General features: G+C 71.7%; 9 protein-coding genes. 1 reads left to right on the top strand and 8 read right to left on the bottom strand.

Annotation, left to right across the window (positions count from 1 at the left end):
• Window positions 1–23: 23 nt before the first annotated feature.
• The 7 genes from ACX27O_RS07440 to ACX27O_RS07410 all read right to left on the bottom strand — a co-directional run bounded on the left by ACX27O_RS07440 (window position 24) and on the right by ACX27O_RS07410 (window position 7,997).
• On the bottom strand, window positions 24–1,814 hold the full coding sequence (locus tag ACX27O_RS07440) for a gamma-glutamyltransferase family protein (RefSeq protein ID WP_458939134.1): 1,791 nt from the start codon (window positions 1,812–1,814) through the stop codon (window positions 24–26).
• Complete coding sequence (locus tag ACX27O_RS07435; protein WP_458939133.1) at window positions 1,811–2,812, bottom strand: ABC transporter ATP-binding protein; 1,002 nt, start codon at window positions 2,810–2,812, stop codon at window positions 1,811–1,813. Before ACX27O_RS07435 ends, ACX27O_RS07440 begins: the two co-directional genes overlap by 4 nt.
• Window positions 2,809–3,816, bottom strand: coding sequence for an ABC transporter ATP-binding protein (locus ACX27O_RS07430; protein ID WP_377633032.1), 1,008 nt, complete (start codon window positions 3,814–3,816; stop codon window positions 2,809–2,811). The genes ACX27O_RS07435 and ACX27O_RS07430 overlap by 4 nt, the downstream gene beginning before the upstream one ends.
• Window positions 3,813–4,700 carry an ABC transporter permease gene (locus tag ACX27O_RS07425; protein ID WP_285796653.1) on the bottom strand — a complete coding sequence of 296 codons (888 nt, stop codon included), beginning with the start codon at window positions 4,698–4,700 and terminating at the stop codon, window positions 3,813–3,815. Before ACX27O_RS07425 ends, ACX27O_RS07430 begins: the two co-directional genes overlap by 4 nt.
• The gene (locus ACX27O_RS07420) at window positions 4,697–5,653 is read right to left on the bottom strand and encodes an ABC transporter permease (protein ID WP_279516561.1); all 957 of its coding nucleotides are present in this window, start codon (window positions 5,651–5,653) and stop codon (window positions 4,697–4,699) included. Before ACX27O_RS07420 ends, ACX27O_RS07425 begins: the two co-directional genes overlap by 4 nt.
• A gap of 6 nt (window positions 5,654–5,659) precedes the next feature.
• Window positions 5,660–7,336, bottom strand: a complete 1,677-nt coding sequence (locus ACX27O_RS07415; protein ID WP_458939132.1) for an ABC transporter substrate-binding protein — start codon at window positions 7,334–7,336, stop codon at window positions 5,660–5,662.
• 79 nt (window positions 7,337–7,415) lie between these two features.
• The gene (locus tag ACX27O_RS07410) at window positions 7,416–7,997 is read right to left on the bottom strand and encodes a TetR family transcriptional regulator (protein WP_458939131.1); all 582 of its coding nucleotides are present in this window, start codon (window positions 7,995–7,997) and stop codon (window positions 7,416–7,418) included.
• 64 nt (window positions 7,998–8,061) lie between these two features.
• Here ACX27O_RS07410 and ACX27O_RS07405 point away from each other — a divergent pair, with 64 nt between their 5' ends.
• Window positions 8,062–8,757, top strand: coding sequence for an NAD(P)-dependent oxidoreductase (locus ACX27O_RS07405; protein ID WP_210860129.1), 696 nt, complete (start codon window positions 8,062–8,064; stop codon window positions 8,755–8,757).
• A 58-nt stretch (window positions 8,758–8,815) separates the two neighbouring features.
• On the opposite strand, the gene ACX27O_RS07400 is transcribed toward ACX27O_RS07405, so the two are convergent.
• Window positions 8,816–12,850: a discoidin domain-containing protein gene (locus ACX27O_RS07400; RefSeq protein ID WP_458939130.1), complete on the bottom strand. Its 4,035-nt coding sequence runs from the start codon at window positions 12,848–12,850 to the stop codon at window positions 8,816–8,818.
• Between the last annotated feature and the right edge of the window lie 345 nt (window positions 12,851–13,195).

Genomic DNA, 13,195 nt, shown 5'->3' with positions numbered 1-13,195 from the left:
CGCTCAGGTGGCCGCGGCACCCGCTACCGGCCGCACGCGTAACCCTGCATCCCCCGGGGGTTCGCACCGGCGGCCAGCAGCCCGGTGGCCGGGTCGCGGGTCACCGCACAGAGCCGGCCCAGGCTCCACCCGTCGGTGACCCGCACCTCGTGCCCGTACGCCCGCAGCGCCGCCAGCACGCCCTCGTCGAACCGGTCCTCCACCACCAGGACACCCGGCTGCATGTCGCGTGGATAGAACGACCCCGGCAGGCTGACCGTGTGCCACGCCGGCGCGTCGATGGCCTCCTGCAGACTCTGACCACTCACGAGGTGCCGCAGCAGGAACGGCAACTGCCACTGGTCCTGCTGGTCGCCACCGGGGGTGCCGCACGCCAGCACCGGCTCACCGTCGCGGTGCACCATCGTCGGGCTCAACGTCGTCCGCGGGCGACGGCCCGGTGCCAGCGACGAGGCCAGCCCCTCCTCCAGCCAGAACATCTGCAACCTGCTGCCCAACGGGAAGCCGAGCTCCGGAATCGTCGGGGAGCTCTGCAACCAGCCGCCGCTGGGCGTCGCGGAGATCATGTTGCCCCAGCGGTCGACCACGTCCACGTGACACGTGTCGCCCCGGGTCACCCCGTCCGACTGCACCGTCGGCTCCCCCGTCGCGGCATCCGTCGACCCGGTACGCCGGACGGCACCGGGTCGGACGTGGGCCGGCAGGCGCGGCTGCGCACCGTCCGGACGCCCCGGCCGCAGCTCCGCCGACGCGCGGTCGCCGATCAGGGCGGCCCGCTCCCGCGCGTACTGCGGGGAGAGCAGCGCCTTGGCGGGCACGTCGACGTCGTCGCCGTACCAGGCCTCCCGGTCGGCGAAGGCGAGCTTGAGCGCCTCGACCTGGGCGTGGACGCCGGCCGCGGTCCCCGGGTCGTACGCGCCCGGGTCGTCGAGCGCGTCCAATGTGGCCAGTGACTCCAGCAGCACCGGGCCCTGACCCCAGAACCCGGTCTTCGCCACCGAGTAGCCGTGCCAGTCGAGGGTGGCGGGCGCCTCCCAGCTCGCCGAGTACGCGGCCAGGTCGTCGCCGGTGACCAGCCCGGCGTGCGGGCGCCCGCTGGAGTCCTGGAACGGTCGCCGGCTGAACGCGTCGATCGCCTCGGCGACGAAACCCGTGCTCCAGGCCCGGCGCGCCGCCTCGATCTGGGCCTCCCGGTCGACGCCGGCAGCCTGTCCCGCCTCGACGAGCCGACGCAGCGTGTCCGCGTACGCCGGGTTGGTGACCAACTCCCCCGCGGCCGGTGGCCGGCCGTCGCGCAGCCAGAGCGCGGCGGACGTGGGCCAGTGTTCCTCGAACAACGACCGGACGGCGGCCACCGTGTCACCGACCCGGCCCACCACGGGGTGTCCGGCGCCGGCGTAGCCGATGGCCGGTTCCAGCACCTCGGCGAGGGTGAGCGTGCCGTGCTCACGCAGCAGCAGGAGCCAGGCGTCCACGGCGCCGGGCACGGCCGCCGCGAGCGGGCCGGCGCCCGGGATGAGGTCCATCCCGAGGGACCGGAAGTGCGCGATGGTGGCGCCGGCCGGTGCCGGCCCCTGCCCGCACAGCACCTTCGGCCGGGGGTCCTGTGCGGTGGCCACGATGGCCGGCACCTCGCCGCCCGGCCCGTTCAGGTGCGGCTCGACGACGTGCAGGACGAACCCGGCGGTGACCGCGGCGTCGAAGGCGTTTCCCCCGCGTTCGAGGATGCCCATCGCCGCCTGGCTGGCGAGCCAGTGGGTGGAGGACACCATGCCGAAGGTGCCCTGCAACGTGGGTCGGGTGGTGAACGTCATGACAACACCTCACTGGGATCTGCGGTGCGAACGTCGGGGCCGGTGCCGTCCGGCTGGACCAGGTGGCACGCGGCCATGCCGTCGCCGATCGCGGTCTGCGCCGGCACCTCGGTCGCGCACCTGTCGAAGGCGAGCGGGCACCGGGTCCGGAACCGGCAGCCCGACGGCGGGTCGAGCGCGGACGGCAGGTCGTCGCCGAGCAGCACCGGCTGACGGTCGCGCTGACGCACCGGATCGGCCACCGGCGCGGCGGACAGCAGGGCCTGCGTGTACGGGTGGGCGGGCCGGGCGAAGATCCGCTCGCGGCTGCCCCGCTCGACGAGTTGCCCCAGGTACATGACCGCGATCTCGTCGGCCAGGTACTCGACGGCGGAGAGGTCGTGGGTGATGAAGAGGCAGGCGAACCCGATGTCGCGTTGCAGGTCGGCGAGGAGGTTGAGCACCGACGCCTGCACCGACACGTCGAGCGCGCTGGTCGGTTCGTCAGCGATGAGCAGCATCGGTTCGGAGATCAGTGCCCGTGCGATGCTGACCCGCTGGCGTTGCCCGCCGGACAGTTCGTGGGGATAGCGACGGGCCACCTCGGCGCGCAGGCCCACCCGTTCCAGTTGGGGAGCGACGCGGGCCTCCCGCTCGCGCCGGGACATCCGTTTGCCGGCCAGCCGCAGCGGCTCGGCCACGATGTCCCCCACCAGCATGCGCGGGTCCAGGGACGCGGCCGGGTCCTGAAAGACGATCGACACCGCGCCGCGATGGGGGCGCAGGTGCCGCCGGGACAGGTGGGTGACGTCGGTGCCGGCGATCCGCACCGTTCCCGCTGTCGGCTCGACGAGGCGCACCACGCAGCGGCCCACCGTCGACTTTCCGGAGCCGCTCTCCCCCACCAGGGCGGTGACCCGGCCGCGCGGGATGGTCAGCGACACCCCGTCCACGGCACGCACCGGGCCGAAGTGCATCACCAGGTCCGTGATCTCCAGAGCGTTCGGCTGCGGCGTCATCGGTTCGCCTCTTGAGGGGCCATCTCGCACGGGTGCCAGCAGGCCGCGACGTGGTCGGTGCCACCGACACCCGCCAGCGGCGGGGCGGCCGTCCGACACCGCTCGTCGGCGGCCGGGCAGCGATCCGCGAAGGTGCAGGCGTCGGGTTGGCTGGCCAGGACGGGCACCAGCCCGGGGATCTCGGTCAACCGATCCGTGCCGGCGTGCCGGCCCGGCTGCGGTGACGCCGACAGCAGACCGGCGGTGTACCGGTGTCGGGGGTGGGCGAACAGGTCGTCCACCGGTGCCCGTTCCGCCACCCGTCCCGCGTACATGACGACGACGCGGTCCGCGATGTCGGCGATCACGCCGAGGTCGTGGGTGATGATGAGGACGCTCGTGCCGAGCTGGTCGCGCAGGTCCCGCAGCACCTGGAGGATGCCGGCCTGCACGGTGACGTCCAGCGCGGTGGTCGGCTCGTCGGCCACCAGCACCTTCGGGCCGCAGGCCACCGCCATCGCGATCATCACGCGCTGGCGCATGCCGCCGGAGAGCTGGTGCGGATAGTTGTCGACGCGAAGGGCTGCGGACGGGATCCCGACGAGCGTCAGCAGCTCGACGGCGCGCGCCCGCGCCGCCCGCCGGGACATCCGCTCGTGGACCTGGAGCACCTCCCCGATCTGCCGCCCGACGGTGAGCACCGGGTTCAACGACGTCATCGGCTCCTGGAAGATGTAGGCGATCTCCCGGCCCCGGACCCGACGAAGCGCCGCCTCGCGGGCCCCGATCAGCTGCGTGCCGTCCAGGCGCACCGAACCGGTGACCCGGGCGCTGCCCGGTAGCAGCCCGGCGATGCTCATCGCGGTGACGCTCTTCCCACACCCCGACTCACCCACCATCCCGACGATCTCGCCGGGCGCGAGGTCCAGGCTGACACCGTCGACCGCCGAGACGGTGCCGGTCTCGGTGGGGAACGACACCGACAGGTCGCGGATCTCCAGCACGGGCGCGCCGGTCGTGGTCATCGTCGGTCTCCCTTCGGGTCGAGGGCGTCGCGCAGGGCGTCACCGAAGACGTTGAACGCCAGCGCCAGACCCATGATGACCACGCCGGGCAGGACGGCGGCCCACGGTGCGCGGGCGGCGAACTGCTGGGCGGTGGCCAGCATCGTGCCGAGGCTGGGCGCCGGGGGCTGGATGCCGAGGCCGAGGAAGGAGAGCACCGCCTCGCCGAGGATCGCGGCCGGGATGGCGACGGTGGCCTGCACCAGGATCACCGACGTCGCGTTCGGCAGGATGTGCCGGGCCAGCACCCACAGGTCGCTCGCGCCGTCGACGACGGCCGCCGCCACGAAGTCGAGGGACTTGAGGCGCAGGGTGTCCGAGCGGACCACCCGGATCACCCCGGGGATCTGGGCGATGCCGATGGCCACCGCGGCGTTGCCGAGGCTGGCACCCCGGATGGCCGCCAGCCCCACCGCCATGATCAGGAACGGAAACGCCAACAGCAGGTCGGTGAAGCGGGAGATCACCGCGTCCCAGGCCCGGAAGTAGCCGGCCGCGAGCCCGAGCGGCACCCCGATGACCAGGGACGTGGCCACCGCGAGGAGCCCCACCTGCAACGACGCCCGGGCACCGAGCATGATGCGGGAGAGGACGTCGCGGCCGAGGTCGTCGGTGCCCAGCAGGTGCCCGGCGGTGCCGGGCGGTGCGAACGTACGGGCGAAGTCGGTCTGGTCGACCGAGTACGGCGCGAGCCAGGGCGACAGCACCGCGATGACGCCCGCCAACGCGAGTACGACGAAACTCACGACGGCGAGCGGGTTGCGGCGCAGCCGCCGCAGCACGCGGGTACGCCGGGTGACGCTGGCGGCGCCGGCCTCCGCCATCGGTACGGTGAGGACGGTCATGCCGGATCTCCCGTCACCCGGATGCGTGGATCGATGACGGAGTAGAGCAGATCCACGAAGAAGTTGATCACGATGTAGGCCGCCGCGGTGAGCAGGACGACGGCCTGGATCACCGGGTAGTCCCGTTGGAAAACCGCATCGATGGTCATCTTGCCGAAGCCCGGCAGCCCGAAGATCTGTTCGGTGACGACCGCGCCGGAGATCAGCCCGCCGAGTTGCAGGCCCACGACGGTCACCACCACGATGAGGCTGTTGCGCAGGGCGTGCCGGGTGATGACGGCGCGCGGTCGCAGCCCCTTCGCCTTCGCCGTCCGCACGTAGTCGGAGGAGAGCGAGTCGAGCATCGCCGAGCGGGTCTGCCGCATGATGATGGCGGCCAGGCCGGTGCCGAGGATCACCGCGGGCAGGACGATGTGGTGCAGGTTGTCCACCGGGTCCTCCAGGATCGGCACGAAGCCGGAGGCGGGGAACAGCCCGGTCGCCACGGACAGGTAGAGGATCGCCAGCAGCCCCAGCCAGAAGTGCGGCACGGACAGGCCGATCAGGGCCAGGCCGTTGGCGAGCCACTCCGCCGGGCGTCCACGACGGACCGCCGCGAGCACCCCGGCGCCGACACCGAGCGCCGACGCGATGAGGATCGCCAGGACGGACAGCTCGACGGTCACCGGCAGCGCGGTGGTGAGCATCGACGAGACCGGCGTGCCGGTGCGGATCGACACGCCGAAGTCGCCCTGCGCCATCCGCTCCACGTACTGGGCGAACTGCACCGGCAGCGGCTGGTCCAGCCCGTAGTGCCGACGGATGGCCTCCAGGGCCTCCGGCGACCGGTCCTCGCCAGCGAGGGCGAGGGCCGGGTCACCGGGGAGCGCCCGTACGCCGACGAAGACCACGATCGTCGACAACAGCAGGGTCACTGCCGACTGCCAGGCACGGGTGAGCAGATATCGGGCCACGACGACCTACTTGCCGAAGCCGGCGAAGGCCGCCCGGATGACGCCGTCCGGGTAGACCTGCAAACCCTGGACCTGCTTGCTGACGGCGGTCAGGTTGCGCTGCCGGTAGAGGTAGATCAGGGCGTCGTCCTGCTGCATCAGGGTGACCGCCTGGCCGTACAGCTTGCGGCGCTGCTCGACGTCACCGGCCTGGCGGGCCTGGGTCAGCAGCGTGTCGAGCTGCGGGTTGCGGTAGCCGGCGACGTTCTGGCTGCCGCCGGTGCCGACGAAGTTGGTGATGTTGGCGTCCGGGTCGATCCGTCCGCTCCACCCCAGTTGCAGCAGCTCGAAGTTGCCGCGGTCCTGCTCGTCGAGGAGCGAGGAATACTCCACCGGGTTGATCTTCAGGTCGAATCCGCCGTCCTTGACCATGGACTGCAACGCCTGGGCCAGGCGCAGCGTGTCAGGGGTGTTCGAGGCGAGCATCGTCACCTCGTACGGCGTCTGCACGCCGGCCTCGGTCAGCAGCTGCTTGGCCTTGGCGGGGTCGTGCGCCGGGCAGGTCTGCGCCTCGGGGGACGAGAACGTGCTCGCTGGCGAGATCGGCGAGCAGGCGACGGCGTGCTCACCGTTGAAGACCGCGTCGACCAGGGCCTTGCGGTCGATGGCGTGCTCGAAGGCCTGCCGCACCTTGGCGTTCTGGGCGAGCGGGCGGTTGATGGGCTTGGGAGTGGTGCCGACACCGTCGACGTTGCCGACGTTGATGGTCAGGCCCTGGTATCCGAGGGACTGCGACTGAAGGACGGAGACCGCGGCGTCCTGCCGGAGCGAGGCGACGTCCTGGGTGGAGACGGAGTCGGCCACCTGCGCGTCACCGGAGCGCAGGTTGGCGGCCCGGATGCTCGCGTCGGTGAGGATCCGCCACGAGATGCCATCCAGGTGCACCTTGCTGGCGTCGTAGTAGTTCGGGTCCCGCACCACCTCGATCGAGTTCTGGGGCACCCGCTTGGCGAACTTGAAGGGACCGACGCAGACCGGCGCCGAGGCGAAGTCGTCCCCCCGGGCCTGCAGTGCCTGCGCGCTCATGATCATGCCGGCCCGGTCGGCGAGGGCGCCGAGCAGCGGCGCGAACGGCTGCTTCAGCCGTAGGACGACGGTCTGCGCGTCCGGGGTGTCGACGCCGTCGATGGGGCCGAGTTCGCTCTTGCGCGCCGACCGGGCGTTGGTGAGGTGGCGTTGCAGGGTGGCCTTCACCGCGGCCGAGTCGAACGCCGTCCCGTCCGCGAAGCGCACGCCGGGCCGCAGCGGGATGGTCACCGTCCGGCCGTCGTCGCTCGTGGTGGGCAGGGCCGTCGCGAGCTGCGGTACGACCTGCGCCTGCTCGTTGACGTCGTAGAGCTTCTCGCACATCGCCTGGAAGACGTAGCGGGAGTAGAGGCTTCTCGACAGTGTCGGGTCCAGCGCGTCGGGTTCGGCGGAGAGGGCGATGACCAGGTTGCCGCCCTGCTTCACGGAGGCGGGGTCCGCGGGCGTGCCGAAGGCGTCCTGGCCGGCCGACTGGTCGCCGCCGGACGGGTTGCCGCCATCGCTGTTCGACACCGGTGAGCAGGCGACGGCCGTGCAGACGACGGCAACCGCCGCCACCGCGGCCCGGAGCACCCGACGGCGGGGCAGTGTCGTTTCGCGGACGGAGAGGTTCGTCATGGAGAGCTCCTCAAGTGGGCGATTCGGGGAGCGTATGTTGTATACGATGACCGCCGCAAGACCTCCGTGACGGGGCTTCTCAGGCCGGGGTGCGGCCGTACAGGGCCGCGCGCAGCGCCGGCCGGAAGACCCGCCGGACATCGGCCGGGGACAGCGCACCGACCGAGCGGATCGGGTTCAGGTACCGCGTGAAGATCAGCCCACCCAGCACACCGACCGCTGCGGTGGCCCGTCGCGTCGCGTCCGGCCCGCCGATAAATTCAGCGATGCGGAGGCGCAGCTCACCGTCCAGGTAGTCCCTCAGGGCGCGCATGGTGGCGTCATCCTGCACCGCCATCCGGCTCTGCGCGGGCCCGGCGGCGTCCCACAAGCCGGTGACCGAGTCCAGCAGACGGTCGGCCAACTGCTCCCGGTTGCCCTGCAACGCCTGGTCGAGAGCGGTGGGATCAACGCAGAGCAGGTTCAGTGACTGACTGAAGAGGCCCTGCTTGGAGCCGAAGTGGTAGCTGATCAGCGCCACGTCGACGCCAACGGCGGCGGCGACGGCCCGCAGGGTGGTGCCCGGATAGCCGTGCTTCAGGAACAGCTCGCGGGCGGCCTGCGCGATGCGGGCCTTGGTGTCGGGGTTGCCGCGGGGCCGGCCCCGAGTTTTATTCAACATGGTTGAATACTGCGCTTCCCCGCTGGCACGGTCAACGCCGTCAACCCCAGCGAGGAGCGAACGCATGCGCACTGTCGTCTTCGGCGCCACCGGCCCCACCGGCCGTCAGATCACCGAACAGGCTCTGGCCGCCGGCCACGAGGTCGTCGCTGTCACCCGCCGCCCGCCCGCCGGGCCACCGCGCCCCGGCCTCACCGTGGTCAGCGCCGACGTCGCCGACCCGGAGGCCGTCGACCGGGCGGTGGCCGGCGGCGACGCCGTCCTGTCCAGCCTGGGCGTCCCGCTCACCCCGAAGCCGATCACCGTCTACTCGACGGGCAACGCGAACATCCTGGCCGCCATGCACCGCCACGGGGTCAAGCGCCTGATCACCGTCAGCTCCAGCGTGCTCGACCCCACCTGGCGACCGACCGGCGAGTTCTTCTTCAACAACGTGCTGGACCCGCTGTTCAACCGCAGGGCGGGCCGCACCGCGCACGAGGACATGCGGCGGATGGAGTCCCTCGTCCGCGAGAGCGACCTGGACTGGACCATCGCCCGACCGTCCGGGCTGTTCGACCACCCGAGCGTCACCCGCTACCAGGTGGCCGAGGACGTCGCCGACGGCCTCTTCACGGCACGCGCGGACCTGGCGGCGAGCATGCTGGCGCAGCTGACCGACGAGCGGTACGTCCGGCGGGCGATGGCGGTGGTCACCACCGAGGTCAGGCCGAGCATCGCGGGTCTGATCTGGCGCGAGGCCGTGCTGAAGAAGAAGTGACCCGACGGCCGGGCCCCGGTGGGAAGCGGCCCGCTCAGCGCCGCTTCCCACCGTCCTCCTAGGAGTTGTACGCCTGCGCGGTCACCGTGACCTGACGGGCTACGCCCGGGCGCGCCGGCCAGGAGACCCGTACCTCCCGGGTCTCCCCCGGCAGCAGCCAGAAGTAGTTGTCGTCGTAGCGGGCCGGCAGAACCCGGTTGCCGTCCTTGTCGCGCACGGCGAGCCGGACCAGCGCGGCGACCGTACGGCCCTGGTTGCGGACGGTCGTGGTGACGGTGTTGCGCCCGTCCACGACGCGTACGGTGCTCGACGACGTCGACAGTCGGGTGCTCGGCACGTCGTTGAGCGCCCGCATCTGCTCGGCCTTGTCGTAGCGCCAGTAGGTGTTCTCCGCGAGCAGCCGGTCCCGGCTGTCGCGCAGCTCCAGTCGCACCAGGTGCAGCCCGCCGCCGTCCGGCGCGGCGAGGGGGAAGACCGTCGTCGTGGCCGAGCGGGCCACGTCCACCCGCTGACGCCGCGCCGGACCCAACGACCGGCCGCTCAGGTCGTAGCGTCGGGCGCTCACGGTGACCCCGCTCAGCGGCGCGGCGGTGTGGTTGACCACCCGCACCTGCCAGGTGCCCGGGTCGGCCTGGACGTGCACCGGCTCGCACCCCTTGCGGGCGCCGTAGTAGGCGCCGTTCACGTCGAGGTCGTAGTCGTAGGTCTGCCAGACCGTGCTGTGCCACGCCGGGTGCGACATCCACAGCAGCAGACCGGTGGCGTCCTGCCACAGGTTGGCGTTCCACGCCTCGAACATGGCGCGGTGGCTCTCGTAGTTGACGAACTGCGCCCGGGTGGCGAACTCGTCGAGCGAGCCGGACTCACCGAGGCGCGCGTCGATCGCCGCCTGGTACGTGCCGACGCGCTGGTTACCGACCGTCGACCAGTCGTGGTAGTTCCACACCTCACCGATCGGCCACTCCGGAGCGTCCCCGACGAGGTTGCGCATGCTCTCGGTCACCGACACCACCGGCATGCCGATCTCGGTGTGGAAGCCGAACGAGTCCGCCTCGTAGATCGTCTTGTCGGTGTAGGTCGCCGGGTCGACCCAGCCGTACGGCCCACGCCCGCTCACGATGCCGCTGGCCGAGTTGGGGATGTAGAGGATCTCCGGGTGCTCGGTGGCGACGGCCTGCTTGAGCCCGGCGTCGACGATCGGCGGCGGGTCCCCCTCGTTGGCGCCGCACCAGACGACGATGCTCGGGTGGTGGCGGAAACGCCGGATGGTGTCGGCGGCGATGTCGACGTAGCCGGGCGGGTTGGGCAGGAACGCGCCGGCCTGCCAGAAGTCGTTCCACACCAGGATGCCCTGCTCGTCGCAGGCCTGGTACAGCTCCTCGCGGTTGCTGCTGCCGAGCCAGTTGCGGATCATCGTGAAGTTCATGTCGCGGTGCATCTCGACCGTGTCGGCCAGCCGGTCGGGCAGCACCCGGCGCAGCAGCTCGTCCCAGCCCCAGTTGCCGCCACGGGCGAACACCGGCACGCCGTTCACCGTGATCTTCAGTTCGGTGATCTTGTTGCTGACCGTCTTGACGTCGGTCCAGCGCTGCCCGTCGGCGGAGACCTGGATGACGAAGTCGCGGGCGTACGCCTGCTCCCAGACGATGGTGACCTGGTCGAACGCGACGGGAGCGCCGAGGTCGACCTGGATCCACTGGTTGTCCTCGAACTTCGACGACCACCGGGTCCGCGGGTTGCCGTCGACGGCCCGCTCCGGGCCGTTGGAGTCGCCGTCGGACGACGACGCGGTGGCGGTGCGGCGCAGCGCCAGGTCGACGTCCGGCTCGGCCTGCCGCTGCACCGAGAGCGCCCACATGGACACACCCCACGACGTCGCCCGCGCACCGGTCTGGATGCGCAGGTGCTGGGCGGTCTGGCTGGGGAACGTCTCGACCTGGGTGGCGCGGCTGCCCAGCGGGGTGTCGTTACTGACGGCCTTCACGTCGGTCCACGCGTTCCCGTCGGCGGAGACCTGGACGCGGTAGTCCAGCGCGTACGCCTGCTCCCACACGATGGTGACCCGGTCGAAGTCGACCGCCGCGCCGAGGTCGACCTGGATCCACTGGTCGTCCTCGGCCCGGGAGGCCCACCGGGTCGCCGGATCGCCGTCGACGGCCCTGCCGGGACCGTTGCCGTCGTTCTCCGAGGACGACGCGATGGCGTCGCGGCGCAGGGCGAGATCCGGGCCGGTGCCGTCGGCGACCGACAGCGAGAACATCGAGATGCCCCAACCGGTGGCGCGCTGGCCGGCCTGGATGCGTACGTGCTGGGCGTGCTGACGGTCGAACGTGACCGTCTGGGTCGCGGCGCCGTCGACGAACTCCAGCGCCGGCTTGCCGGGAGGCGAGATGAGGACCGGCTGGTGCCAGTCGTAGGCGAACTCGCGGACACCGAAGCGCAGCGCGCGCCGGTCGCTGACCGAGCGGTTGACGGTGGCGGTGAGGGTGAGGTCGTACAGGTGCGGGTCGCCGTAGCCGTTGGGCCACCAGAGCCGGGGCTTGCGCAGCCGCAACGCGGGGAAGCGCTCCGGGCTGAAGGTGACTGTGGTGTTCGCGCCGGCGGGGACGGTCACCGTGGACTCGACGCGTACCTTGTCGAACTCGGCGCGGACGGTGACAGTGGTGGCGCTGGCCGCCGCGTTGCGGACCGGCACCCGGATGGTGACCTCGGCGGTGTCGGTGCCGGGCAGGTCGGGCAGCGTGGTCTGCACGTGCGGATCGCCGATGACCACGGCGCCGGTGCTGCGCAGGCGGACGTGGTCCCAGAGGCCGGTGACCCGGTCGCGGACGGCGGGCATCCAGTCCCACCCGGACACCGCCAGGTAGGTCGGCGCGTCCAGGTAGTGGCGGGCCGACTGGAGGAAGGTACGGCCGTCGGGGCCCTTGTCGCCGGGGGTGCCCGGGTGCGGCATCGGGGTCACCCGGACGGCGAGGACGTGCTCGCCACGGTGACCGGCCAACGCGTCGGTGATGTCGAAGGCCGCCCGCGCGAACGGGTGCGTGACGGTGCCGACCTGGACGCCGTTGACCCAGGCGGTCGCCTCGTGGTTGATCCCGTCGAACTCCAGCCAGATCCGTCGGCCTGCCGAGGTGTCCAGCTCGCGTGGCAGTCGCAGCGCACGCCGGTACCACCAGGCGTGCCGTGACAGCGCCTCCGGGATGCGCATGTTGTTGAAGCCGGCTACGGGGTCGGGCAGGTGCCCCTGCTCGACCAGGGTGCCCAGCGCGGTGCCGGGCACCGTCGCCGGCAGCCAGGACCGGACGTCGACACCGGCGCGGGAGAGTTCCGCGCCGTCGGCGGTGCCGGCGAAGTCGTCCATCGTCAACGACCAGCCCGACTCCAGCGGGACCGTACCGTCGGCGGCGACTCTCAGCTCGGGGGCCGGGCCGGTGTTGCCGCCCTCCCAGCTGGTCCAACCAGCGGCCTTCGGCCGGCCGGCCAGCGGTACGCCGTAGACCTGGAAGCCGTTGAGGCCCACCGGGTTGTTGTTCGAGCGCTTCGTGACGGTCATCCGGATCCATCGGGCGGTGACGGGCTCCGGCAGCTTGATGGTCTGTACGCCGCCCTGCCCCTCGCTGGTCTCGTACACCGACCGCCAGGAACGGCCGTCGGTGGAGACCTCGATCCGGTACGCCGTCGCGGCGCTGGACAGGATCTCGTCGCCGTCGGTGTCGGTGTAGTTGCCGTCGAACGGCGCGTCGGTGAGCGTGGCCTCGAAGACCAGGCAGACGGCCTCGACCCGGCACGGCGCCTCGAGGTCCACCGAGATCCACTGTGGATCGCCGTTGGCAGCCCGCCATCCGCTCCCCCGCACGCCCACCAGCGGCAGACCGTCCACGGCGAAGGTGGCGGGGGTCGGGGCGTAGTCGGTCGAGGAGACCGCCACCGGGCGGTACCGGGCGAGGTCGGTGGTGGTCGGGGTGGTGCTCGGCGTCGGCCCGGCGGCGGACGCGAGGGCGTCCGGCAGGACCGCTGTCACCCCGACCGAGGCGAGCAGCGTCGCACCGGCGGAGAGGAAGGTACGCCGCGAAATCGGCGATGGCTCGGACATCGTGCCTCCAGAAGTGACAACGTTGTCAGACGGCGGGGATCCGTGACAACGTTGTCAGATGGTGGCCTGATGTTTCCCGGGAGTCAAGAGCCGGCGTCCATCGTGATTCCGCCACCACGTTCCGCAGCTGTTCCACTCCGGACATCGACCGTGACCGTCTTTCCTGCTGCCTGGCCGCCGGCACACGGCGAGGGCTCTAAGCCCATCGGATCGCGAGGGCGTGGGGCTCCGGGGTGTCACGGGTTCGGCGGCTCGGCGGCTCGGCGGCTCGGCGGCTCGGCGGCTCGGCGTGGCAGGCTTAGCGGATTGCCTTTGGAGCTGATGTCACAAACGAATCAGCCGTCC

It is taken from the genome of Micromonospora sp. SD19 (assembly GCF_054462275.1).
This window is presented reverse-complemented; position numbering and strand designations above follow the sequence as displayed.